The organism is Halorussus amylolyticus, assembly GCF_004143485.2.
GTDB lineage: Archaea > Halobacteriota > Halobacteria > Halobacteriales > Haladaptataceae > Halorussus > Halorussus amylolyticus.
Map to the genome: position 1 here is coordinate 727817 of NZ_ML974130.1, position 22912 is coordinate 750728.

A 22912-nucleotide genomic window follows, 5' to 3' on the forward strand; every position below is an offset into this window, starting at 1 on the left:
GGCGCCGGGGGGGCCCTCCCGTGTTGGTGGTGGGGCCCCCCCCGCCCGGCGGCCCCCCCCGGGGGGCCCCCCCCGGCCGCGCTCGGGTGGCGAACCGCCCACCGTGCCGCTTTCGGAACCACTATGCGCCGGGCGGGCAAAGCGCTCGCCCATGAATCGGATTATCGGCGACCGCGACCTGTCCGACACCCCCTTCTCCCCCGAACAAGCCCGCGAGGTGTACCGCGATATGGTACGCGCTCGCGCGTTCGACGAGCGCGCGCTCGCGCTCCAGCGCCGCGGGTGGATGAGCAGTTGGCCGCCTTACCGGGGCCAAGAAGGGTCGCAGGTGGGCGCGGCCGCCGCGCTCGAAGACGACGACTGGCTGTTTCCGACGTATCGGTCGAACGCGATGCAAATCGCGCGCGACGTGCCGATGAGCGACATTCTGCTCTTCCGGCGGGGTCGCCCCGAGTTCGAGTCGGGCCACGACGTGCCGAACTTCCCCCAAGCCGTGCCAATCGCGACCCAGATTCCCCACGCCGCGGGCGTCGGCATGGGAATCGACTACGCCCAGAGCGTGAAAGGCGACGACGGAAACGAGGCCGCGCTCTGTTACTTCGGCGACGGCGCGACCAGCGAGGGCGACTTCCACGAGGGCCTGAACTTCGCGGGCGTCTTCGACTCGCCGGTCGTCTTCTTCTGTGAGAACAACGAGTGGGCCATCAGCCTCCCGCGACACAAGCAGACCGCGAGCGATTCCATCGCGGTAAAGGCGCAGGCCTACGGCTTCGAGGGCGTGCAGGTGGACGGCAACGACCCCCTCGCGGTCCGGGAGACGGTCGCGGAGGCGCTCGAAAGCGCGCGGAACGGCGACCCCGTGCTGGTCGAGAGCCTCACGTACCGCCAGGGCGCACACACCACCAGCGACGACCCGAGCCAGTACGAGGAGACCCGCGAGGAACTCCCGGAGTGGCGGACCGCCGACCCGCTCGAACGCTACGAGGAGTACCTCCGCGAGCAGGGCGCACTCGACGACGAGTTCGTGGAAGAAGTCGAAAACGAGACCGACGCCGAACTCGACGAAGCCGTCGAGCGCGCCGAGTCGGTCGAACCCGGCGACCCCCACGACGTGTTCGACCGGGTGTACGCCGACCTGCCGCCGAACCTCCGCGACCAGAAGGCGTGGCTCGACTCGTTCCTGACCGACCACGACGTGCAGGAAGTAGACGACTGAGCGACAGCGCGTAGGCAGACCGTTCTAATCGAGCGCCATGTACGTCTTGGTGTCGGCCACCCCGTCCATCCCGGAGATGTCCGAGGACGACGCGTGAAGCACGTCGTACACCTCGTCGGCGTCGGCCTCCGCGATGATGTCGAACTCGCCCGCCACGACGTGGGCCTCGGAGATGTGGTCCAGCGTTCGAACCGATTCCAAGAGGTCTTCGGAGCGCCCGGCCGCGGTTTTCACCATGATAAACGCGTGAACCATCGTACCGTGTGGTTCAGTACCATGCGAGAAAAACCTTTGGGGTGGAGTAACATTATTGAGTGCGTCCCGCGTAACGTGTGCCATGCGATTCGTTATTATCGGCTCCGGACGGGTCGGACTCCGGACGGCCCGCGTCCTCCGCGACGAAGGTCACGAGGTCGTCCTCGTCGAGAGGGACCCCAACAAGGTCGAGCGCGCCCGCAACGACGACTTCGAGGTTATCGAGGGCGACGGCGCGACCGAGGCGGTGTTGGAGCAGGCCGACCTCGAAACCGCCGACGCGGTCGGCGCGCTCACCGGCGACCTCAACGTCAACTTCGCGGCGTGCATGGTCGCGAAACACTACGGCTGTCGGACCATCCTCCGCATCGACGAGGACTACCGCGAGGACATCTACCGGAAGTTCGCCAGCGACGTGGACGAGGTGGTGTACCCCGAGCGACTGGGAGCCATCGGCGCGAAAAACGCCCTGCTCGGCGGGAACATCCGAGCCATCGCCGACATCGCCCAGAGCCTGCAGGTGGTCGAACTCACGATTACCGACGACTCGCCGGTGAAGGGCTACTCCATCAGCGAACTCTCGACCCCGGCGAACTCCCGGATTCTGGCGTTCGGCAAGAAGGGCGAGCGGATGGGGATTCCGCTCTCGGACGACTCGCTCGAAGTCGGCGACCGACTCGCGGTGCTGGCCGATTTCGACGTGTTAGAGGACGTGCGACAGATTATCGTGGGCGACGCCGCCCGCGCGGACGGCGCGAAACTGACTGCGGACACCGGAGGCAACTGACATGGTTACTGCATACGTCATGGTCAAGGCGAACACGGGCGAGGCGGACCGACTCAAAAGCGAGATTCTCGACATCGACGGCGTGGCCGACGCCCACATCGTCGCGGGCGACGTGGACATCATCGCCAAACTCGACGTGGATTCGCCCGCCGACGTGAAGGCTATCGCGGCCGACGGGATTCAGAACGTCCAGGGTGTCGAGGACACCCAGACGTACATCGCGATGGATTAGGAGCCACGGCGGGTCACAGCGGAGGTCCACCGGAGGGACTGTCCCCGTGCCCGCCCGAGTCGTCCTCGTCGTAGTTCTGTGTCGCTCGCTCCATCAGACTCGCCGCGGGGTCGCGGTAGTCGTATCCGGGAATGATTCCCTGCACCCACGTTCCTTCCACGTAATCCACGACGGCCTTGGCGTCCTCGGCCGCGCGCTCGGGGTCCGCGCGCTCGAACTCCACGGTCACGACCACCTCGTCGCCCTCGCGCTCGATTTCGGGCGGGGAGGCCGCGTCGGTCTCGACGACGGTGTGAGCGTCCGAGAGTCGGAGTTCGAGCGTCTCGAACCACCCGGTCTCGACGACTTCGGCGACGGTCTCGCCCTCGACCACCGCGTCGAGGACGGGCGTTCGGACGACGACACGGTAGTCGCGACCGTCCGACGCCGACTCGTCGTCTTCGGCGGTTACGACGCCTTCGAAGGGCGTCGTGGTCGTCTCGTACTCGCTGTCGTCGGTCTTCTCGAACGCCGGGTGCTGGCGGAAGGCTCGGTCGATGTTCTCGGCAGTCATTTGATTCTCGGTAGGTGATTCGGAGGAATGTGGGTTTCGACTGTGGTTTGGGCTTGGTCGGCCAATCAACGTCGGTGGAGTTGCAGTCTGTGATGCGGTGCTGTTGCGGTTGCGGTGCGGTGCTGTTGCGCACTCAGCCACTCACTGCGAGCGAACGCAGTGAGCGAGCAGGCCAAGGAACCCTCGACTGAGCAGCGAGGCGGCTTCGCCGCCTCGTCCGCGAGGGAGGGGGTGACGCAGGCTTTTTGGTCGAGCTTTTTATCGAGCGGCGGTCGCCGTCGGCGACCGCCGCTCGCAATAAAAAGGTCGTATGCGAGGGATGGGATTCGAACCCATGGACTCCTACGAGAGCGGGTCTTAAGCCCGCCGCCGTTGGCCAGGCTGGGCAACCCTCGCGCGACTCGGGGTTGTCGGTTGGTCAAGAAGTGGGTTTCGGTATCGGAGACAGTTCTTAGGCCAGATTTCGGAATCGCGTATCGAATTGGAGTCACGGCGTGCAGCTAGCTACTCCCGATACCTATGAAAGACCGCACAGCACCGCGCCCCGTTCCTCCCCGCGTGCGAGCGCACAAGGCGCTCGCGGCGCGTCCTGCGCTGAAAGTCTCACCTGCTGACACGAGGGTTTAAATACGAAACCGAAACCAACTCGGAGTGGACGTTTCGCGCGGTTGCGGGCAGATAGATAGCACCTCGGCTGTCACGGTCGATGACCTCGTAACCGCCAGTCCGACTAACCCGAAAGGGCTGAGCCCCACAATGAACGACAGTGGTTCGTCTATCCACGAGACAGCGCGCCTACGGCGCGCACACCAATGTCTGTACCGCTCGGCGCAAAAAGGTGGGTCTTGACTAACCCGAAAGGGCTGAGCCAAAACGATGAGCGCCTGCGCTACTCGTGGATTTCGACCGATTCGAGGATTACGTCTTCGCGGGGCTTGTCGTTTCGGCCGGTCTGGACGTTCCCGATTTCCTCGACCACGTCCATCCCGTCGATGACCTCGCCGAAGACGGCGTGGCGGTCGTCGAGGTGCGGCTGGGCGTCGAGCGTGATGAAGAACTGCGAGCCGTTGGTGTCGGGGCCGCTGTTCGCCATCGAGAGCTTGCCCGGTCCGTCGTGGCGGAGTTCGGGGTGGAACTCGTCTTCGAACTGGTAGCCGGGGCCGCCCCGTCCGGTGCCGGTCGGGTCGCCGCCCTGAATCATGAAGCCGTCGATGATTCGGTGAAAGAGCACGTCGTTGTAGAGCGCATCGCCTCGGATTTCACCGGATTCGGGGTCCTCCCACGTGGTCGTGTCGGGCGCGGGGTCGTCGTTGGCGGCGGGGTCGTGTTCCGCCAGATTGACGAAGTTCTCGACCGTCGTGGGCGCGCGCTCGTCGAACAGTCGGACCTTGATGTCGCCGTGATTCGTGTGTAGCGTCGCGGTTAGCTCGTCTGCCATGGTTCCGGAAAGGGCATCCGGGTAGAAAACCCTGCCGGAGACCGCACATTGAACTGTCGCGCCCGAAAGGGACGCGTATGGAACACACGACCGAGCGCGTCACCCTCGCCCGCCTCCCCTCGGGCGTCGAAATCGCGACGACAGTCCACACCTACGACGGCACCGACGACGGCCCGACCGTCTACGTGCAGGCCGCCCAGCACGGCCGCGAGGTGAACGGAACCGAGGCCCTGCGACGAGTCCACGACCACCTGCTCGACACGGACCTTGCCGGGCGAATCGTCGCGGTGCCGGTGGCCGACCCGTTGACCTTCGACCACGTCTCGTACACGACGCCCGAACAGCTCGACAGCGTGAACCCCAACATGAATCGGGTCTGGCCGGGCGACCCCGAGGGCACGCTCCACGAGCGCATGGCCGCGAGCCTGTGGGAGTACGCGACCGACGCCGACGCCATCGTGGACCTCCACACCGGGAGTCCCAACTATCTGACCCACGTGGTGTTCATGGAAGGCGACGAGGAGTCCCGCGACCTCGCCGAAGCGTTCGGCACCGACCTCTTGCTCTCGGAGGAGGCCAACGACGACGCCGACGCCGAGTGGGCGGCCCGCGACTTCGGCGGGAAGCTCCGCGTCGCGGCGACAAACGAGGGAATTCCGTCCATCACGCCCGAGCTCGCCCACAGCAAGCAAATCGTGGAGGACGCGGTCGAGACCGGCGTCGTCGGGACGCTCAACGTCTTCCGTCACCTCGGTCTGCTCGACGGTCCGGTCGAGGAAAACGGCGACCGCGAACTCGCGCGAAATCACCTCGGACGCGTCACCGCCGACGACTCGGGGCTGTTCCGCGCGAGTCCCGACCACGCGATTGGCGACGAAGTCGAGGAAGGCGAGCATCTCGGCACGCTGTACGACCCGACCACGTTCGAGGTGCTGCAGGAGGCCTGCGCCGACAGGGACGGCATCCTCTACTCGCTCGCCCAGGAGGCGACGGTGACCGCGGGCGGGACGCTGTTGAACGTCGCGTGGCGGCGCGAGTAGTTCGATTCTTCGAACCGAGCAGTGAAACGCCTCACCAGATATACGAGAATAGACCTATCACACCGGCGGACTGAGAGTTCTTATCGATGGGAACCGAACTTTCTCGCATGTCGGTATCTACAACTGCAACGAATTCACCCTCAGCGATGACGCGGTGGGTGCGCGGGCTGTGGGAGTACTACCGGGAATACACGCACACCGCGGTCCACGCGGCGGCTACGGCGGCACTCACCGGATTCGGGCTACTCGCCTTCATCGACCCGCTGTTCGTCGTAATCGCGCTTGGTGCGTACGTCTTCCCGCCCGTCGCCTTGTACAGTCTCGGTACCGACGTCGGAACTCGGTCGTCTCCGGCCGCGGAAACCTCCGTCCGAGCGGAGTCCGGGACGAACGCTGACAGCGATTCGGACTCGGATACGGACACCGACGACGGAGACACTGACTCCGATGGCGACGACGGAGATAGCGACTCCGATGGAAAGGACGCCGATGCGGACGGCGCGGACGCCGATGCGGATGGATAAGAATCGGTTTCCGGACGGCCGTAACCGCGTATGTTAGCGTGCCTCAGTCGAAGCTCCGAACGGTCTCGGCGACGACCTCCACGCCGATGTCGAGCGAGTCCTCGTCGATGTCGAAGTACGCGGTGTGGTGGCCCGCGACGTTGCTCGCGCCGATGCCGATGTAGGTCGCCTTCCCGCCTTCTTCTTGAACGCGCCGAATGAGATACGAGGCGTCCTCGCTCCCGCCGAAGTCCTTGCGCTCGCGGACGTCTTCGACGCCCGCGACGTTCGGAGCCGCGTCCATCACGCTCTCGACCACGTCGTCGTCGGCGACGAAGGTGGTCGTCTTGCCGTAGAGGCTTGTCGTCACGTCAACGTCGTGCATTCCGGCGGCGTGTTCGAGGATGCGCTCGGCCTTTTCGAGCATGTACTCGTTGAGTTCGGCGGTCCGGCCCCGGACCTCGACGCGCATCGTCGCCTCCTCGGAGATGACGTTCTGGGCGTTCGGCGAGTGGACCCTGCCCACGTTGATTCGGGTCGTTCCCTTCTCGTGGCGCGGGATGGCGTAGAGGTTCTGAATCGCGGTCGCGGCGGCCTGGAGCGCGTTTCGCCCCTCGTTGGGTCGCCCGCCCGCGTGGGCGGGTTCGCCCTCGAACGTGGTATCGAGTTTGGCGTTCGCCAAGGGGCGCTCGTAGCTGGCGACCACGGTGCCGGTGTCGAGTCCGAGTCCGAGGTGGAGCGCGAGCAGGTAGTCCACGCCGACGAGGTGGTCGGTCTCGCTCATCGGCTTGCCGCCGCGACCGCCCTCCTCTGCCGGTTGGAAGAAGATTTTGAGCGTGCCGTCGAAGTCGCCGTTTTCGGCGAACTCGCGGGCGATGCCGATACCGATGGCGGCGTGGCCGTCGTGGGCGCAGGCGTGCATCTCGTCGGGGTGGGCGCTTCCGAATCCTTCGCGGGCGGGCCGGTGGTCGTCGTCGGTCGCCTCCGAGCGCGCCAGCGCGTCGATGTCTACGCGAATCCCCACGGTCGGGCCGCTTCCGTCGCCGAACTCGCGCTCGGCGACGAGACCGGAGATATCGCCCATCCGGTCGAGGTACTTCTCGGGCGCGCCCTCGTCTCGGGCGCGAGCTATCGCGGCCTCGATTTCGTCGTCGTCCGGGACGCCGAGGCGGGCGTCTTCGGCCACCGCGTCCGCGCCGAGATGCACGTCGTACCCCAGTTCGTCGAGTTCCTCGGCGAGAAGTGCGGTCGTCCGAAACTCCTTCCACCCGGCTTCGGGTCGGGCGTGAAGGTCGCGTCGAATCTCGGTCAGCGTCTGTTCGCGAAGGTCAGCCATGCCAGTACGAACGACGCCGTACGGACAAAGTGGTGGCGGTGTCGGCAATCGCGCGGATGGTCGAATCGCGAAGAATGGCGAAAAAGCGCAATCACAGAGGCCGCGTCCCGGATTACTTGCGCGCCGTGGTGTACAGCAGCGGCGCGACCACGAGGAGCGCGATGCCGAGGAACTTGAACTGGAGCGGGGCCATGCTCGACGGCGTGACGACGAACAACAGCCCGAACGTAATTGCGTTCAACGAGAGCACCTTTCGGGAACCGAGCGGGACGGCCGCCAGCACCGAAAGGACGAACAGCAGCAACAGCGCCTGACCGACGTTGTAGTCTATCAGGAAGTCGTCGATGAGGGGCAGTGGTACGAACTCGAACATCCTTGTTCGGAATTCGGCCCGAAATACCCTTTAAAGTTCCGCTATGCCGCGGTCGCTCGATACTTTCGCGAGAACCGAACGGTCGCCCCGTCGAGTCACTCGGCGCTTCCGTGAAAATCGAGCGGTCGAATCCAGATGTACCAGATGGCGACCATCGCGGTGAGATAGCCGGAGGCCCAGACCACACCACCGACTGCGGGGTAGCCCGCCGCACTCAGCGCGTAGTCGGCGAGTCCCGGCACGAACACGCCGATAGCGAGCGCGGCCCCGAATCGTACCTTTTCGGCTCGGCCCATCACCGACCACCCGCGCGTTCGATTACGCTCTCGGTTCCGGCCGTGCGTTCGGTCATGCGCCCGACTACGGATTCGAGCAAAGTCAACCGCACGGTTCGCGACGGAGCGACCGGATTCGAACGACATCAGATTCCCACTACCTAATCTATATATTAATAAACTTTTGGAATGATTTATATTGCGTGCGTGCCGGTATCCTCGCATGCGACGACGCACCTTCCTGTCGGCGCTCGCCGCCGTCGCGGGCAGTTCGGCCGCGGGAGTCCGATTCACCGACACGACCAGCGCATCGTCCGGACAGCTACCCGAACTCGCGTTCTATTCGACGTCGAGCATGGTGAACGAGAACGGCGGGGCGCTGACCGACGACTACTACGTTCCGGTGTGGGCCGAGGACACCGCCGAGAACAACGACGAGGATGGCGTGGGCGACGCCTACGTCTACGGTGACGACGAGCGAATCCCGCTGGTCGCGGCCGATTGGAACGTCGTCGGCTTCGGGTCGATGCTCGTGACCGACGCCGACGCGAACTGGCAGACCGGTAACGAGGAGTTCGTCCTGAACGTCTGGGACGACGCGCTCGGCGGGTCTGGAACCGTTCTCTGGGACGAGAGCCACGGCCAGTACTACGACCTCTCTCGGTTCTCGGCGTTCGAGTCGTACGCCGAGGACAACGGCTACACCGTGACCGCGACCGACGCGCTCGCGTCGGACCTCTCGGGCGCGGACGCCGCGGTCATCACCTCGCCAGCGAACACGTTCGCGTCGGACGACCTGAGCGCGCTCGGCGACTTCGTGGCGGACGGCGGCTGGCTGTTCCTCCACGACCAGTCGGACTACGGCAACTACGACGAGACCTCGAATCTCAACGACATCGCGGGGTACCTCGACCTCGGGTTCCGGTTCAACGACGACCAGGTCACCGACCAGATTCGGAACGCTGGCGAACCGTATCAGCCAGCCACCGAGCAGTTCGTCGCCGACTTCGACTACTTCGGCGACCGGGAGGGGCTGGGTCTCGACCCCGAGGAGACGTACGCCGTGACCGTCGAGGAGGTTCTCGACGGCGACACCGTGAAGGTTACCTTCGACGACGGGACGACCGAGAACGTCCGCATCCTCGGGACCGACACGGCAGAGACCGCCTCGAACAGCCAGTTCGAGCGCGTCCAGGAGTGGGAGGGCATCCAGGACACCGACTACCTCGAAGCCCGCGCCGACGACGCGACCCAGTTCGGGAAGGACGAACTCACCGTCGGCGGAACGGTGGACTTGGTCTTCGACGACAACGAGCCGGTTCGGGACGTTTTCGACCGAATCCTCGGCTACCTCTACTACGACAACACCGGCGACGGCAGTCGGGATACGAACTACAACTACCAGCTCGTGAAGGAGGGCCACGCGCGCGTATACGACTCCTCGTTCGCGATGCACTCGGAGTTCCTCGACGCCGAGCGGACCGCGCGGGCGAACGGAACCCAAATTTGGGCCAAGAGCGACCCCGACGCCTCCGAGGAGATACGCGACGACCCGGTCGAGGAGTTGTTCTTCCCGAAGACCGCGAGCGTCCGCACGACCGGGGGCGGACTCGGCGATTCGCGGGTCCCCGTCTACGCCGAGTCGTCGGCGACTCAGACCCTCGACGGCGGCCACGACTACGGTGACGGCGACCTCCCGCTGGTCGGAATCGACGACGAATCGGGCGTCGCGGTCGTCGGCGCGCCGTTCGTAGACGAGAGCTACGAGCAAGCGGAAGACTACGACGCCGACACGTCGGGCTACGGGAACTATCCGTTCCTGACGAACCTCGTAGACTACCTCGCCGACCCCTCGGGCGACGTGCTCGTGGACGGCGGTCACGGCCAGTTCGGCGCGCCCTACGGCCTGTCCGCCGAGGACGCCGCGTACTACCTGCGATACCTCGAAGGTCAGGACATCGGCTTGGAGGGCGTCAACGACCTGACTGCCGAGAATCTCGACCGCGGGCGCGCGCTCGTCGTCACGACGCCCGCGGAAGCGTTCACCGCGGACGAAATCGACGCCGTCAGTTCGTTCGCGGACTCGGGCGGCGCGGTCGTTCTCCTCGGAAGCGCGAACGCGTCGGCAGACGCGCGGAGTAATCTGAACGACCTCGCGGCCGAACTCGGAACCGACCTCCGACTCAACGCCGACCGCGTGACCGACGACACGAGCAACGTCAACGACGACGAGACCGTGCCAGCGACCGCCGCGTTCGACACCTCGTTCCCGCTGTTCGACGCGTACACCTCCGACACCGGCCCGGACTACTCGGTGTCCATCACCGAGATTCAGGAGGACGGTGAGACGACCACCGACGAGTACGTCGAGATTCGAAACGACGACACCGCTTCGCTCGATATGACGGGATGGACGCTCGAAGACGAGGCGGGCAACGCCTACGAGTTCCCCGAGGACTTCTCGCTCGATGCAGGCGCGACCGTTCGAGTCCACACTGGCGACGGCACCGACTCGGACACCGACCTCTACTGGGGTCGCGGGTCGCCGGTCTGGAACAACGACGGCGATACAGCCACCCTCTACGACGATTCGGGCACTCTCGCGGCAGAGCGGACCTACCCCACCGAGTCGTCGGACTGCGGCGAGACGATTTGCATCGCGGAGGTCAACGAGGACGGGTCGCCCCAAAACGAGGAGTGGGTCGATTTCGAAAACACGAGTTCGAGCGACCAAGACATGACCGGGTGGAGCGTCGAGGACGAGGCGGGCTACACCTACCAGTTCCCGGACGGCTTCGCGCTCGACGCGGGCGCGACCGTGCGACTCCACACCGGCGAGGGAACCGACTCGGACACCGACCTCTACTGGGGTTCGGGAAGCTACATCTGGAACGACGGCGGCGACACGGTGTTCCTCTACGACGACTCGGATGCGCTCCACTCGGAGTACAGTTACTGAGCGCGGCCGAGGGGCGAATTTCGGCGGCGAAGACGAGAACGGCGCTGAGAACGAGAACGATATCGAAAACGAGGACGGCGCGGGTCCTCGCCGGGCACTCGATGTTCGCTTCGACCCACGAGGGGGGAGGACGGGGGTGGACGAAACGGCGATGGTGGGTGGTGCGTGGCTCGTGGCGTGCGGGCGCAACGAGTCAGATGACAGGGTACCGCGTCCTCCGGGGTTCCGTTGGCGAAATGGTTTCGCACGCCACGTTTCGACCCAGACACCGCCCGTAGAAAAGGCTCGCTAATTGTTCAATATAGCTCTCGATACCCCTCCGGAATCCGTCCCGGAGTCCGCGCGCGGACGACCCGAGGGACCGCTCGGAGGCGCAGTTTTTTGACGAGCGCTGCCCACGGTCGGAGTATGAGCGCAATCACCTTCTTCGCCACGACGGATTTGGAGCGCATCCGCGACTTCTACGTCGAGACGGTCGGCGCGGACGTGTGGCTCGAACAGCCCGACTGCACGATTCTGAAGTACGACAATCAGCTGTTGGGATTCTGCGAGCGCGAGACGGCCGACACCGAGGGCATCCTGACCTTCGTTTTCCACGACCGCGAGGGCGTGGACGAGATGTACGAAATTTTGGCCGACCGAGCGCGTGGCGAACCTCACGAAAACGAGACATACGGCATCTACCAGTTCTTCGCCGACGACCCCGAGGGTCGGGCGGTGGAGTTCCAGACGTTCCTCCACCCGACCGACGAGATTTGATGGTTAGCGTGAGAGACTGTTTGGTTCGACTCTGTTGAAATGCTCGAAAGAGGGCAGAAATCGCCTGCTGAATACAGAGGTCTGAAAACTGATTTCTAACCGACACGACTTTGAACACACCACGACCAATACGTGTATGACGTTACGAGAGTTGGTCTCCGCTCACCTCCCGAACGCCGTAGTTGCAGCGATCATATTCGCGCTTTATGACATCTATACCGGCGATATTGCTGACCCACTCGCAATAGGTGTCGATTTTATCCTCTACCTCGTCGCAATCTTCGTCGGATTCGTAGTCATCACCCCGATTTTGGACAGGCTGTTCGACGACGGTACAGCGTGAGAATAGTTTGGTCGTCCGCGAGAAATCGTTTGGTCCGTCGCGAGAGACGGTCCGGTTCGGCCACGAGAGACGGTCCGATTCGACCGCGAGAGACGGTCCGATTCGACCGCGAGAAATGGTCCAGTTCGACCGCGAGAAACGGTCCAGTTCGACCGCGAGAAGCTAGCTACTCCCGGTACATATGAGGACCGCGACCGCACCGCCACAGCACAGCACCGCACCGCGCCCCCGTGCCTCCCCGCGTGCGCTTGCGCCCTCGTGAGGGCGCAAGCGCGGCGCATCCCGTGGTTTGGTTGGCTTGCGAAACGGCGCGGTTCGATTGGCCTGCGAAACGCCCGGTAATTCGGTTCTCGACGACGGACACCGGGCCAGCGACTCGACGCGGTTATCACAAAATCGCGTCCGGGAGGTCGGCGACCGAGTCCAGCACGAAGTCCGGGGGTGGAGTCGCCGCCTCCGCGTCGGCGCGCGTCGCCACGCCCGAGCAGACGAGCGCCCGGCCCATGCCAGCGCGCTCGCCCATCGCGAGGTCGGTGTCGAGGCGGTCGCCGACCACCAGACAGTCCTCGCCCGCGGCGTCGAGGCGGTCGAGCGCGGCGGCCGCGGCCTGTTCGGAGGGCTTGCCGAGGACGGCTTCCGGGTCGCGGTCGGCCGCGCCCGCGAGCGCGGCGACGATGGCCCCCGACCCCGGCACGAGACGGTCGCCCGCCGGAATCGTTCGGTCGGGGTCGGTCGCCACGAACGCCGCACCGTCGAGCGCCCAGAGCGCATCGGCGAGTCGGTCGTAGGTGAACGCCCGGTCGATGGAGGCCACGACCACTTCGGCCGCGTCGGGGTCGTCGATGAGCGAGCGCCCGCGGGCGACGAGGAGGTCCCGAAGTCCGGTCTCGCCGAGGACGTAGGTCGCGGCACCGGGATGCGAATCGGCGAGATATTCGGCCGTGACCACGCCGGAGGTCAGCACCTCGTCGGCGGTGAGTTCGAACCCCATCGCACCGAGATGTTCGACGTACGAGGCGGGTTCGCGGGTCGGGTTGTTCGAGAACAGAAGCACGTCGAGTCCGGCCTCGCGGAGGCGCTCGACCGCGGCAGGCGCGCCGGGAATCGGGTCCCCGCCCCGGACGAGCGTGCCGTCCACGTCGAGGACGACGTGTTCGAACTGAGTCATCGGTCGGACGTTCGGACCACGGGGTCAAGGCTGTACCCTTTCGCGGTTCTCGCACCGCACTTCCCGGACCACAAAGTACTTGTCAGCGACACGGAATCTCCGAACATGAACCGCGAGACGGCGCTCGCCGCCGGAATCGTCCTCGTCGTCGCGGTGTCGCTCGTCGCGGCCGCCGTGGTCCCCGGCGCGATAGCCGACACCGACACCGACGTTCGGCCGAGCTACCTCTCCATCGAGGAGATGAACATCGCGCCGGGCGCGGTGTCCGGCGGGAGCGCGAACCTGACCGTGGACACCCGACTCACTAACCGGGGCGGTCCCGCCGAGAACGTGACCGTGTTCGTGCGTGCAGTCAACCTCGAATCGGGACTGGAGGAGACGACGACCGAGACCGCGGTGCCCACCATCTCGGGCGACCGCGAGGTGCCCGTCGTCCAGAACCTCTCGGTCGCGCGCGAGGGCGGCTACCGAATCGAGACCGTCGTCTTCCGCGACGGCGAACGCGTCGCGGAAGGCACCAAAGAAGTCCAGGGCGTCGGCACCCTGACCCCCGAGTACGCCCGGACGAACGTCGAATTTCACTGGCAGGGCGACGACGGACTCCCGCCGGTCGAGTACTCCATCGCGGACGCCGGGGAGAACCGGACGGCCCTGAACGTCTCGACGTTCCTCACGAACGAGGGCGACGGCGACTCTGAGGAGCTTCGACTCGTGTTGACCGCCCGCCAGTCCGACTCGAACATCGTCGCCGACCGAGTCGGAGTCTCGGTCGGCACCATCGCGCCGGGTCGGACGGTCTCGCCCAACGCGGAACTCACGGTGCCCGACGGCTACAACTACTACCTCGACGCGGTGCTGTGGAAGGACGGCGTGGTGGTCGGCACCGCGCGAAGCGTCGCCAACCTCGACCCGACCGAGACGCTCGACGCCGACGAGACCGTCGAGGAGGTCGGCATCGAGGTGAGCGACTTCGAGGACGAGCCGGATTCGAGCGACGACCGAATGACCGAGGAGAGTGCTGACGGTGCCGCTGGCGGTGCGGGCGTCCCCGGCTTCACGGCTCTCGGCGCGCTCGCCGCGCTCGCGGCGAGCGCGGCGCTACTCGCACGGAGGAACTCATGACCGAACCGAACGACGCGACGACGACCGAGGAATCGAGCGTTTCGACCGACGCCGAACTGGCCGACTCCGGACCGACCAACGCCGAATCGGCGACCGACTCCGGACCGACCAACGCCGAATCGGCGGCCGACTCCGGACCGACCAACGCCGAATCGACACATTCGACCGATTCGGGCGACGACGGTCTCGCTCAGTGGGAGACGCTTTACAAGGGCGCGCTCGCGCTATTCGTCCTGCTCGCTGTGATAGCGACCGCGCAGTTGTACGCGAGCGTCGGCGCGACTATCAACACCTTCGTCGCCACCGAGTACCGACCGCTGTTTCGAATCGCGTTCAATCTGGTCGTCTTGCTGACCGCGGGGGTCGGCATCTCGTGGACGGTGCGGAAACTCAGCGGGGAGTAGTCACCGCGAATCGAGGTCCCGAATCGCGTCCTTGGCCTCCCGCATGAACGTCTCCTGTGCGCTCGTTCCACCCACGGTCCCGTCGGGCCGAGACTGCTCGTAACTCCCGTCGGCGTTCAGTTTCCACCGCTTTCGGTCGTCGGACAGGAGCGTGTCGAGGACGTGGTCGAGTCGCGACTGGAGTCGGGGGTCGTCGATGGAGACGACCGCTTCGACCCGGTTGTCGAGGTTTCGCGTCATCCAGTCGGCCGACCCGATGTAGTAGCCGGGGTCGTCGTTCTCGAAGCGCCACACCCGCGAGTGTTCGAGGAACCGCCCGACCACGCTCGACACCGAGACGGTGTCGCTGACGCCCGGCACGCCGGGGCGGAGCCGACAGATGTCTCGGATGACGAGGTCGATTTCGACCCCGGCCATCGACGCCTCGTAGAGTTCGGCGACCATCTCGGGGTCTTCGAGTCGATTCATCTTGGCGGTGATGCGGGCGTCCTCGCCCCGGCGGGCGCACTCGGCCTCGTTGCGAACGAGTTCGACGAATCGTTCGCGCATGTTGCCCGGTGCGACCAACACGCGTCGGTACTCCTTGTGGAGCGAGTGGCCCGTGAAGTAGTTGAACAGTTTCACGAGGTCCTGACCAACGTCGCGGTCGGCGGTCAGCAGGCCGAGGTCCTCGTACTGCTTTGCGGTCTCGGAGTGGTAGTTTCCGGTGGCGACGTGCGAGTAGAGGCGCACGCCGTCGGGCTCCTCGCGGACCACCAGCGAGGTCTTCGAGTGGGTCTTGTAGCCGATGGTGCCGTACGCGACGTGGATGCCCTCGGATTCGAGCTTCTTCGCCCACTCCAGATTGTTCTGCTCGTCGAATCGGGCCTTGAGTTCGACCATCACCGCGACCTGCTTGCCGTTCCGCGCGGCCTCGATGAGCGTCTCGATAATCTGTGAATCGCTCGCGGTCCGGTAGATGGCCGCCTTGATGGCGAGCACGTCGGGGTCGCGGGCGGCGGCTTCGAGGAACCGCTGGACCGTGCCCCGAAACGAGTGGTAGGGGTGGTGGGTCAGCACGTCGCCGGACCGAATCGCCGCGAAGATGGAGTCGTCGTCGCTCGCGTCGGCCAGTCGCGGATGCGGTTTCGGCGTCCAGCTATCGAGCTTGAGGTCGGGGTAGTCGAGGTCGGTCAGCGACCCGAAATCGCGGAAGTCGAGCGGTCCCTCGCGCTCGAAGACCTCGCGTTCTGCCACGTCGAGTTTGTCGGTCAGCACCGCCCGGACTGCGGGATGGGTGTCGGCGTCGATTTCGAGTCTGACCACGGTCGCGAACCGGCGCTCTTCGAGGACCTCCTCTATCATCTCGATGAGGTCTTCGGCGACCTCCTCGTCGCGACCCACCTCGGCGTTCCGCGTCACGCGGAACGCCGAGCTGTCCACGATTTCGACGTTCGGAAAGACGAGGTCGAGGTTGTCGGCGATGATGTCCTCCAACAGGACGTACCTATCCTCGTCGTCGGCGACTCGGACGAGTCTGGACCGATTCTGGGGCACCTTCACCCGCGAGAAAGTGAGTTCGTCGGCGGCGTCACCGCGAGTCAACACCGCGAGCGACAGGCTCAGATTCGAGATGTGGGGAAACGGGTGGGCGGGGTCGAAGGTGAGCGGCGTCAGCGTCGGCAGGACCGAACTCTCGAAGTACTCCCGAAGCGACTCGCGTTCGTCCGAATCGAGGTCGTCGTAGTCGAGTATCTCGATTCCGGCGTCGGCGAGCGCCGGGCGAAGCGTCTCGCGGTAGCACTCGGTCTGGCGCTCGAACATCGGACGCGCGGTTTCGAGGACTTCTTTCCACTGCTCGCGGGGCGTCCGGCCGTCGGGCGTGCGCTCCTCGACGCCCGCCACAATCTGCTGTTTCAGTCCGCCGACCCGCTTGCGGAAAAACTCGTCCAGATTCGTGGTGAAGATGGAGAGGAACTTCACGCGCTCCAGCAGGGGATTTCGGTCGTCGAGCGCCTCGTGGAGGACCCGCCGCTGAAATTCGAGTTCGCTGAGTTCGCGGTTGAGGTAGTAGTCGGTGTCCGACCGGTCGAACGCCTCGGCGGGCCGAGGCGTTCGACCCTGGGAATCGGTGGTCGATTCGGTCGCCTCCTCGGAGTCGTCGTCGGGAACCGAGCGGTCGCCTGCCATCCTACGGCAACACCGTCTCGCGGTCGTCGTCCGGCGAAACGATTTTGTCGTCGCTCCGGTCGAGATACTGCTCGCGGGCGGGCACAGTGACGAACTCCTCGGCGTGCCAGTCGTAGGCGGTCAGCGCCCCGCCGTGGACGCACCCGGTGTCGAGCGCGACCGCGTGGTCGCGCTCGGTGGGTCGGCCGTGGACGGTGTGGCCGCAGAACACCGTGGTCGGGCCGTCGTACTCGTCGTACCAGAGCGGCCCCTCGTACTCGTCGTCGGCGTGGGGCGCGCGCATGTTCAGCAGGTCGGTCACGTCGTGGTCGGCCAGTTCGCGGCGCGGGTCGATGCCGCCGTGGACGACGAGTCCGCCGTCCCACGAGATGGCGACCGGGAGGTCGGCGACGAACGCTTCGAGGTCGGCCGAGAGGTCGAGACCGGTCTCGCCCCGGAGAAGTTTCGCCTCGTTGTTGCCCCGAACGCTCACCAGGTTCGAGTTGGCGCGCACCAGTTCGAGGACGCCCTCGGTGTCGGGACCCTTTCGAATCAGGTCGCCGACGAACACGACGAGGTCGTCGTCGGTGACGTCCAGGCGGTCGAGCAACGCTTCGAGTTCGACCCGACAGCCGTGAACGTCGCCGACGACGTAGATGTCGTCCCACGCGTCGGCGTCGATTCGGTCGTGGCGGGCCTCGACGGCCTCGCCGAAGGTCGGTCGCGTCTCGTCCCTGTCGCGGCGCTCGGCGTGTGCTACGGCCATGTGGCTCTCGTCCGGACCTCCGCCGTATCGCTACTAACTCGTTGCTATGAAAGATATATAGCAGTATACAACGTACATAGTCGTCGCGCGGTCTCGAACCCGAAACGTTCATTTGACTATCAATAATTGATTCCGCCATGAGAGACCCAATCGGCCAACTCCGGCCGAAATCGACGGCCGGTGTCGTCATGTCCGGACTCGTCGCGCTCGTCACCTTCATGATACTCGCGGCCGAAGCCCCGGAGGTACTGTTCGCGGCGGTGGTGGTCGTCCCGCTGATATGGTTCCTCGCCCAATCCGGGGAGTTCGGCGACCTTGACGACGGCGTCTTCGATGCGCTCGAAGACGACGAGTCGGCGTTCGAGAGCGACGAGACCGCGCTCGACCGCCTGCGACGCCGCTACGCCGACGGCGACCTGAGCGACGAGGAGTTCGAGCGCCGACTCGATAGACTCCTCGAAACCGAGACGCTCGAAGACGCGAAGCGCGACAGAAATCGAACGACCGATTCGAGTCGAGAACGCGAACGCGAACGTTAGGCGTTCTCCTCGATGGCGGCCTTCAGGTCGGCCCACACCTCGTCGGGGGTCCCCTCGCCGTCGATGCGGGCGAGTCGGCCCTGCTCGTCGTAGAACTCCACGACCGGCGCGGTGTTCTCCTCGTAGACCCGAATGCGCTCGCGAGCGGTCTCCTCGGTGTCGTCTTCGCGCTGGTAGAGGTCGCCGCCGCACTTGTCGCAGACGCCCTCCTCCTCAGGCGGACTGAACTCCACGTGGTAGGTCGCGCCGCAGTCCTCGCAGACCCGGCGACCGGTCAGGCGCTCGACCAGTACCTCCTCGTCCACGTCGAGGTACAGTACCACGTCGAGGTCAGTCATCTCCGAGAGGGTCTCGGCCTGGTCGAGGTTGCGCGGGTAGCCGTCGAGAACGTAGCCGTCGGCCTCGTTCAGTGCGGTCTTCACGATTTCGTTGACCACGGGGTCGGGGACGAGTTCGCCCCGGTCCATGTACTCGCCGGGGATGTCGTACTCCAGACCGAGGTGGCTGATGTCCATCTCCTTGTTACCGCGGAGCGCGTCGCCGGTCGTGACGTGCTCGACGCCGAACTCTTCGACGATGTTGTCGCTCTGGGTTCCCTTGCCTGCGCCCGGCGCACCGAGTATCAGAATGTGCGGGTTCATGTGTTCGAGTGCAAGGGCCACGCTTAAAGGCTTAAAGAAACCGGACCGCGAACGTTTGGGTCTTGTGAACAAATCGAATGCACCTGAACGTTGGCTTGGTCCGCCGTGTCAGAGTTGTAGTGTTCGCAGGAGATGGTATCGTGCTTAGTACGAAGTGGCTAGCCACTCCCGGTGCCTATGAGGACCGCACAGCACCGCGACCGCGGGCCACACACCTCCCCAACCGATTCCTTCGCTCGCGCCTTCGGCGCGTCACTCAGTCATCCGCCGGCGGACGAACCGCGTCCGCCGAGCCTTCGTTCGCTCTGCTCACGAAGACCCCGCACGATGTCGGCGCTCCACACGGGAGCGCCGTGGGAGACGACCTCCCACGAGCCTTGTCTCACTCCGTTCGACAAGACGCCAGCGCGCGCCGAGGTGGTCGGTCGAACGTTCGAGTCGCGAAATTCGGTGCCGAATTTCGTCGTCGCCAACACCAATCCTCGCGGTAGCGAGCCGAGAGCCGAACGTCCGTCGCCGAACCCCCGTCCTCGTCGCAAAATCGCAACCCCTTACCTCCCCGCGGGCCACCAGTCGGATATGAGTACGATTCGGGTCGTGTGGGGAACCGCCTCCGGGCCGACCGAGATGGCGTCCTACGACGCCGCGCTCGCCGAGGCGAACGTCCACAACTACAACCTCGTCGCGGTCTCATCGGTCGTGCCCGCCGATGCCGAGGTCGAGGCCGTCGGCACCGCGCCCGACCTCGGACCCGCGGGCGAGCGCCTCACGGTGGTCGAAGCGCGCGCGACCCGGGTCGGGCCGGGCCGAGCAACGGCGGGACTCGGGTGGACCACCGGACCGGGACCGGGACTGTTCTACGAGGTCGCCGACGAGACCGACCCCGACGACGTGGCCGAGCGCGTGACCGCCGGATTGGAGGCGGGCCGAGACCTCCGCGAGTGGACGTTCACCGACGAGCAGGTCGAGACCGCGAGCGTGGAGGCCGACCCCGGAACGTACGCCACGGCGGTCGTGCTGGCGGTGTACGGCGAGAGCGAACCGATCTGCTGAAATCACCGCGGTCGGGAGGTTTTATTACGTGCGGCCCCAAAGCGTGGTCGTTAGACCGATGAACGGCAACACCCCCTACGCGGGTACTCCCGGCGTGACACAGGCAGGCCACCGCGCGAACGCCGACGTGCCCGACCTCTCCCCCGAGCAGAAGGAGTCGCTCCGCAACAGCGTCGCCGCCATCGCCGCCCGGACCCGGGATTTCCTCCCCGACGAGTACGTCGTGGGGTCGCAGGTCTCCGACGACTCGAACGGTCCCCAGGCCCAGGTCGCGGTCCAACCCCCGGTCGGCCACCCGGTCAGCGCGGGCTTCACGCCTGACGCCGAGGACTTCGACGGCGACGACCTCGTCTCCCACGAGGAGAGCGAGGTCGCTCGCGGCCTCGCGGCGAGCGCCGCCCTCCAAGTCAAGCAGGCGATGGGCGACGACATCACGCCGACCGCCCGGTAGGCGGCCGACGCGACTTCTCGGAGTCGCGCCGTCCGTCGCGGCCGCCCGAACCGCGACGGGTCGGCGGGACGAAAAACAGGACGTGAGTCACGACGAGCGCCGACAGCGCCGCGCCCGCGAGGAGTCCCGCCTGCGACGGAATTCTGAGGAACTGCCCCGCGAGCAGGCCGACAAGGAGGGGGACGGGAACCGCGAACAGCGCGAAATCGTAGTACGAGAGTTCCGTAAAACGGTCCGAGAGTCCGGCGTTACCACTGTGTGGTGGGTTGCGACCAGTCATGTAATCACCTTCCGTACGGACGTTAGGGCGCGTTCGACTAAAAATTATCGCCGGGTGGTACTGGCGAGCGTTCGGCTCGGAGTCGGACGAGCGAGGCGGACGAATGAGACGAACGAATGAGGCGGGGATGTTCGACAAAGCGGCCGCCGGGCGCGCTCGCGCGCCCGGCGGCCGCTCTTCCGGGTAGTCCAGCTTTTCGGGCAGTTCGCTTTCTCGGGCTTCTCTTTCCAGACAGTCCGGCGTTTCAGTCACTCCCTGTCGTCGAGGAAGTCGTTCACGATGACCGGAGCGACGACGCCACCGAGCAGCAGTATCCCTATCAGCACCTCGGAAGACAGGTCGGTAAACAGGAGACCGCCGCCGCTCAGCGCGAACGAGACCGCACCGCACCCGACCACGACCTTGTTCTCGCGCGAGACCATCACTTCCCCCAGAACGGGTCGCGCTTGCGCTGTCTGTCGAGGTACAGCTGGAGGGCTTCGAGTTCGTCGCCCGGAATGTCGTCGGAGAGCTCCTGCTCTAAAATCTTGGCGTGCTTCTCGGGAATCTCTATCCAGAGTTCGTCGCCCTCCTCGATTTGGCGACCCACGGTCGGGCCGTCGATGGCGACGCTGACCCGGTTGCCGCTCCGGGCCTCGTCCACGTCCTCGCCCTGCTCTTGAATCCCCTTGAGTTGGCCGACTCGCGTGGGACTGTTGCCCTCGAACTTGACGACGAAGCTGTTCTTTCGGATGGTTCCGGCCAGCACCTCGACGCCCACGACTGCAGGGTCGTTCTGGCGGAAGGTGTGGTCGGGCAGGATGTTGAAGCGCGCGGGCCGGGTGATGTTTTCGAGGATGGTCTCCTGCTGGGCGCGCTCGCGCTCCTCGACGTACTCCTCGTACTCCTCGATGAGCCGATAGATGACGTCGCTCTCGAACAGTTTCACGTCGGACTCCTCGGCCTGTCGCTCGGCGTCGGCGAGCACGTCCACGTTGAACGCCAGAATCGTCTTGTGCTTGTCCTCCTCGGCGGTCGAGGCCACGCTGATGTCCCGCGGGGCCACGTCGCCGACCTCCGCGCGCATGACCGGAATCTCGGCCTCGTCCATCGCGTTGGCGATGGCCTCTAGACTCCCGAGCGTGTCGGCCTTGACCACGACGCCCTGTTCTTCGGTGCCGACCTCGATTTCGGAGAGTTCGGCCTGCACCTCGGCGATGACCTCGTCGATGTCGCGGTCACGGACGACCCGAACCGGCGCGCCCGCCATCGCGTCGTCGAGACCGGGCGCGGCGATTTTGACCCCGGCGGCGGCCGCGATTTCCGTGACGTTCTCGAACCTATCTTCGGTCCGAATCTCGGCGAGCGGTCGGGGTTTGAGCAGCGCGCGAACGTCGGTCACGATGGGTTCGTTCTTCCCGCCGACGACGATGGTCTCGTCTTCCTTCACGGTGCCGTCGTACAGCACTACGTCGAGGGTCGTGCCGAATCCCTTCTCCTCTTTGACTTCGAGGACGGTGCCCGCGCCCGGACCCGTCACGTCGATTGCCATGTCCTCTTTAAGGTATCGCTGGGCGAGACCCATCAGCACCGTGAGCAGGTCGGGGACGCCCTCGCCCGTCTCGGCGCTGACCGGGACGACACCGATGTTGCCCCGGAAGTCCTGGACCCGCCAGTACATGTCCGCGGAGAACCCCTCGCTGCTGAGTTCGCCGATAATCTCGTAGAGCGCCTCGTTGAGGTCCGACTGCACGCGGTCGCTCTGGGCGTCGATGGACCCCTGAATCGGCGAGTCCTCGTTGGGCCGCCACCCCGGCGTGGTGTCAACCTTGTTCGCCGCGACCACGAACGGCGTCTGAGACTGCTTGAGGATGTTGATGGCTTCGAGCGTCTGGGGCTGAAAGCCGTCGTTCACGTCCACCACGAGGATGGCGATGTCGGCGAGCGCGCCGCCACGCGACCGGAGCGTGGTGAACGAGTGGTGGCCCGGTGTGTCGATGAACAGCAGGCCCGGCAGGTCGAAGTCGTCGGGGTCCACGAGTCGGCCCGCGACCTTCGACACCACGTCGAGCGGAATCGCGGTCGCGCCGATGTGCTGGGTAATCGCACCCGCTTCGCCCTCGATGACCGTCGAGCCGCGAATCTTGTCCAAGAGGCTGGTCTTGCCGTGATCGACGTGGCCCAGTACCGCGACGATTGGCGTTCGGAGTCCTTGCGCGTTCTCGCGCGCGTCGGTGTCAGACATGGATACCACCCGGGAGAGAAGGTTTCTTACTGTAGAGGTACTTGGCG

Annotated in this window: 26 protein-coding genes and 1 tRNA gene; 13 read left to right on the forward strand and 14 right to left on the reverse strand. The window is 65.5% G+C overall.

The features are described from left to right. Window positions 1–151 precede the first annotated feature (151 nt). The gene (locus EKH81_RS03625) at window positions 152–1216 is read left to right on the forward strand and encodes a thiamine pyrophosphate-dependent dehydrogenase E1 component subunit alpha (protein ID WP_162224421.1); all 1065 of its coding nucleotides are present in this window, start codon (window positions 152–154) and stop codon (window positions 1214–1216) included. Window positions 1217–1240: 24 nt separating this feature from the next. Here the strand turns inward: EKH81_RS03625 and EKH81_RS03630 are convergent, their stop codons facing one another. Further along, window positions 1241–1471, reverse strand: coding sequence for an Lrp/AsnC ligand binding domain-containing protein (locus EKH81_RS03630; RefSeq protein ID WP_162224422.1), 231 nt, complete (start codon window positions 1469–1471; stop codon window positions 1241–1243). A gap of 82 nt (window positions 1472–1553) precedes the next feature. Here EKH81_RS03630 and EKH81_RS03635 point away from each other — a divergent pair, with 82 nt between their 5' ends. Then, window positions 1554–2258: a potassium channel family protein gene (locus EKH81_RS03635; RefSeq protein WP_162224423.1), complete on the forward strand. Its 705-nt coding sequence runs from the start codon at window positions 1554–1556 to the stop codon at window positions 2256–2258. 1 nt (window position 2259) lies between these two features. Next, a complete protein-coding gene (locus EKH81_RS03640; RefSeq protein WP_162224424.1) occupies window positions 2260–2490 on the forward strand; it encodes an Lrp/AsnC family transcriptional regulator in 231 nt (76 codons plus the stop codon). Between the two features lie 13 nt (window positions 2491–2503). Here EKH81_RS03640 and EKH81_RS03645 read toward each other — a convergent pair whose 3' ends face one another. From EKH81_RS03645 to EKH81_RS03655, 3 genes are all read right to left on the reverse strand, one after another. After that, window positions 2504–3043, reverse strand: a complete 540-nt coding sequence (locus EKH81_RS03645; protein WP_162224425.1) for a DUF5813 family protein — start codon at window positions 3041–3043, stop codon at window positions 2504–2506. Between the two features lie 311 nt (window positions 3044–3354). After that, a tRNA-Leu gene (locus tag EKH81_RS03650) sits at window positions 3355–3439 on the reverse strand. Window positions 3440–3932: 493 nt separating this feature from the next. Beyond that, window positions 3933–4481, reverse strand: coding sequence for a peptidylprolyl isomerase (locus EKH81_RS03655; RefSeq protein ID WP_162224426.1), 549 nt, complete (start codon window positions 4479–4481; stop codon window positions 3933–3935). Window positions 4482–4558: 77 nt separating this feature from the next. On the opposite strand from EKH81_RS03655, the gene EKH81_RS03660 reads away from it, so the two are divergent. Both EKH81_RS03660 and EKH81_RS03665 read left to right on the forward strand, forming a co-directional pair. Then, window positions 4559–5521 carry a succinylglutamate desuccinylase/aspartoacylase family protein gene (locus EKH81_RS03660; RefSeq protein ID WP_162224427.1) on the forward strand — a complete coding sequence of 321 codons (963 nt, stop codon included), beginning with the start codon at window positions 4559–4561 and terminating at the stop codon, window positions 5519–5521. A gap of 146 nt (window positions 5522–5667) precedes the next feature. Further along, the gene (locus EKH81_RS03665; RefSeq protein WP_162224428.1) at window positions 5668–6045 is read left to right on the forward strand and encodes a hypothetical protein; all 378 of its coding nucleotides are present in this window, start codon (window positions 5668–5670) and stop codon (window positions 6043–6045) included. 43 nt (window positions 6046–6088) lie between these two features. On the opposite strand, the gene EKH81_RS03670 is transcribed toward EKH81_RS03665, so the two are convergent. The 3 genes from EKH81_RS03670 to EKH81_RS03680 all read right to left on the reverse strand — a co-directional run bounded on the left by EKH81_RS03670 (window position 6089) and on the right by EKH81_RS03680 (window position 8029). Beyond that, window positions 6089–7360 carry an amidohydrolase gene (locus EKH81_RS03670; protein WP_162224429.1) on the reverse strand — a complete coding sequence of 424 codons (1272 nt, stop codon included), beginning with the start codon at window positions 7358–7360 and terminating at the stop codon, window positions 6089–6091. Window positions 7361–7472: 112 nt separating this feature from the next. Further along, a complete protein-coding gene (locus tag EKH81_RS03675; protein ID WP_162224430.1) occupies window positions 7473–7733 on the reverse strand; it encodes a DUF8006 family protein in 261 nt (86 codons plus the stop codon). Window positions 7734–7828: 95 nt separating this feature from the next. After that, entirely contained in the window at window positions 7829–8029 is a 201-nt protein-coding gene (locus EKH81_RS03680) for a DUF7996 family protein (protein WP_162224431.1), read from the reverse strand. Between the two features lie 202 nt (window positions 8030–8231). Between EKH81_RS03680 and EKH81_RS03685 the strand changes: the two genes are divergently transcribed. The 3 genes from EKH81_RS03685 to EKH81_RS03700 all read left to right on the forward strand — a co-directional run bounded on the left by EKH81_RS03685 (window position 8232) and on the right by EKH81_RS03700 (window position 12069). Beyond that, window positions 8232–10967 carry a DUF4350 domain-containing protein gene (locus EKH81_RS03685; protein ID WP_238392108.1) on the forward strand — a complete coding sequence of 912 codons (2736 nt, stop codon included), beginning with the start codon at window positions 8232–8234 and terminating at the stop codon, window positions 10965–10967. Window positions 10968–11375: 408 nt separating this feature from the next. Next, on the forward strand, window positions 11376–11726 hold the full coding sequence (locus tag EKH81_RS03695; RefSeq protein WP_162224432.1) for a VOC family protein: 351 nt from the start codon (window positions 11376–11378) through the stop codon (window positions 11724–11726). Between the two features lie 136 nt (window positions 11727–11862). Continuing rightward, entirely contained in the window at window positions 11863–12069 is a 207-nt protein-coding gene (locus EKH81_RS03700) for a hypothetical protein (protein WP_162224433.1), read from the forward strand. A gap of 388 nt (window positions 12070–12457) precedes the next feature. Here EKH81_RS03700 and EKH81_RS03705 read toward each other — a convergent pair whose 3' ends face one another. Further along, the gene (locus EKH81_RS03705) at window positions 12458–13237 is read right to left on the reverse strand and encodes an HAD-IIA family hydrolase (RefSeq protein WP_162224434.1); all 780 of its coding nucleotides are present in this window, start codon (window positions 13235–13237) and stop codon (window positions 12458–12460) included. Between the two features lie 105 nt (window positions 13238–13342). On the opposite strand from EKH81_RS03705, the gene EKH81_RS03710 reads away from it, so the two are divergent. Continuing rightward, the gene (locus EKH81_RS03710) at window positions 13343–14359 is read left to right on the forward strand and encodes a DUF7490 domain-containing protein (RefSeq protein ID WP_162224435.1); all 1017 of its coding nucleotides are present in this window, start codon (window positions 13343–13345) and stop codon (window positions 14357–14359) included. Then, the gene (locus EKH81_RS03715) at window positions 14356–14763 is read left to right on the forward strand and encodes a DUF8060 family membrane protein (RefSeq protein ID WP_162224436.1); all 408 of its coding nucleotides are present in this window, start codon (window positions 14356–14358) and stop codon (window positions 14761–14763) included. The genes EKH81_RS03710 and EKH81_RS03715 overlap by 4 nt, the downstream gene beginning before the upstream one ends. Here EKH81_RS03715 and ppk1 read toward each other — a convergent pair whose 3' ends face one another. Next, window positions 14764–16932 carry a polyphosphate kinase 1 gene (gene ppk1 / locus EKH81_RS03720; protein WP_162224437.1) on the reverse strand — a complete coding sequence of 723 codons (2169 nt, stop codon included), beginning with the start codon at window positions 16930–16932 and terminating at the stop codon, window positions 14764–14766. Between the two features lies 1 nt (window position 16933). After that, window positions 16934–17677 carry a metallophosphoesterase gene (locus EKH81_RS03725; protein ID WP_162224438.1) on the reverse strand — a complete coding sequence of 248 codons (744 nt, stop codon included), beginning with the start codon at window positions 17675–17677 and terminating at the stop codon, window positions 16934–16936. A gap of 137 nt (window positions 17678–17814) precedes the next feature. Here EKH81_RS03725 and EKH81_RS03730 point away from each other — a divergent pair, with 137 nt between their 5' ends. Further along, window positions 17815–18216 carry an SHOCT domain-containing protein gene (locus tag EKH81_RS03730; protein ID WP_162224439.1) on the forward strand — a complete coding sequence of 134 codons (402 nt, stop codon included), beginning with the start codon at window positions 17815–17817 and terminating at the stop codon, window positions 18214–18216. On the opposite strand, the gene EKH81_RS03735 is transcribed toward EKH81_RS03730, so the two are convergent. Beyond that, complete coding sequence (locus tag EKH81_RS03735) at window positions 18213–18857, reverse strand: adenylate kinase (protein WP_162224440.1); 645 nt, start codon at window positions 18855–18857, stop codon at window positions 18213–18215. The two genes, EKH81_RS03730 and EKH81_RS03735, sit on opposite strands and share 4 nt — an antisense overlap. A gap of 579 nt (window positions 18858–19436) precedes the next feature. On the opposite strand from EKH81_RS03735, the gene EKH81_RS03740 reads away from it, so the two are divergent. Together EKH81_RS03740 and EKH81_RS03745 are read left to right on the forward strand one after the other, a co-directional pair. Next, complete coding sequence (locus EKH81_RS03740) at window positions 19437–19910, forward strand: pyruvoyl-dependent arginine decarboxylase (protein WP_162224441.1); 474 nt, start codon at window positions 19437–19439, stop codon at window positions 19908–19910. 58 nt (window positions 19911–19968) lie between these two features. After that, window positions 19969–20361 carry a DUF5811 family protein gene (locus tag EKH81_RS03745; protein WP_162224442.1) on the forward strand — a complete coding sequence of 131 codons (393 nt, stop codon included), beginning with the start codon at window positions 19969–19971 and terminating at the stop codon, window positions 20359–20361. Here EKH81_RS03745 and EKH81_RS03750 read toward each other — a convergent pair. The 3 genes from EKH81_RS03750 to infB form a co-directional block, all read right to left on the reverse strand. Continuing rightward, window positions 20342–20641: a DUF8015 family protein gene (locus EKH81_RS03750; RefSeq protein WP_162224443.1), complete on the reverse strand. Its 300-nt coding sequence runs from the start codon at window positions 20639–20641 to the stop codon at window positions 20342–20344. The genes EKH81_RS03745 and EKH81_RS03750 overlap by 20 nt on opposite strands. A 248-nt stretch (window positions 20642–20889) precedes the next feature. Then, window positions 20890–21063 (reverse strand): DUF7987 family protein, encoded by a 174-nt coding sequence (locus EKH81_RS03755; protein WP_162224444.1) that lies wholly within the window; start codon window positions 21061–21063, stop codon window positions 20890–20892. Beyond that, on the reverse strand, window positions 21063–22865 hold the full coding sequence (infB, locus tag EKH81_RS03760) for a translation initiation factor IF-2 (protein ID WP_162224445.1): 1803 nt from the start codon (window positions 22863–22865) through the stop codon (window positions 21063–21065). The genes EKH81_RS03755 and infB overlap by 1 nt, the downstream gene beginning before the upstream one ends. Between the last annotated feature and the right edge of the window lie 47 nt (window positions 22866–22912).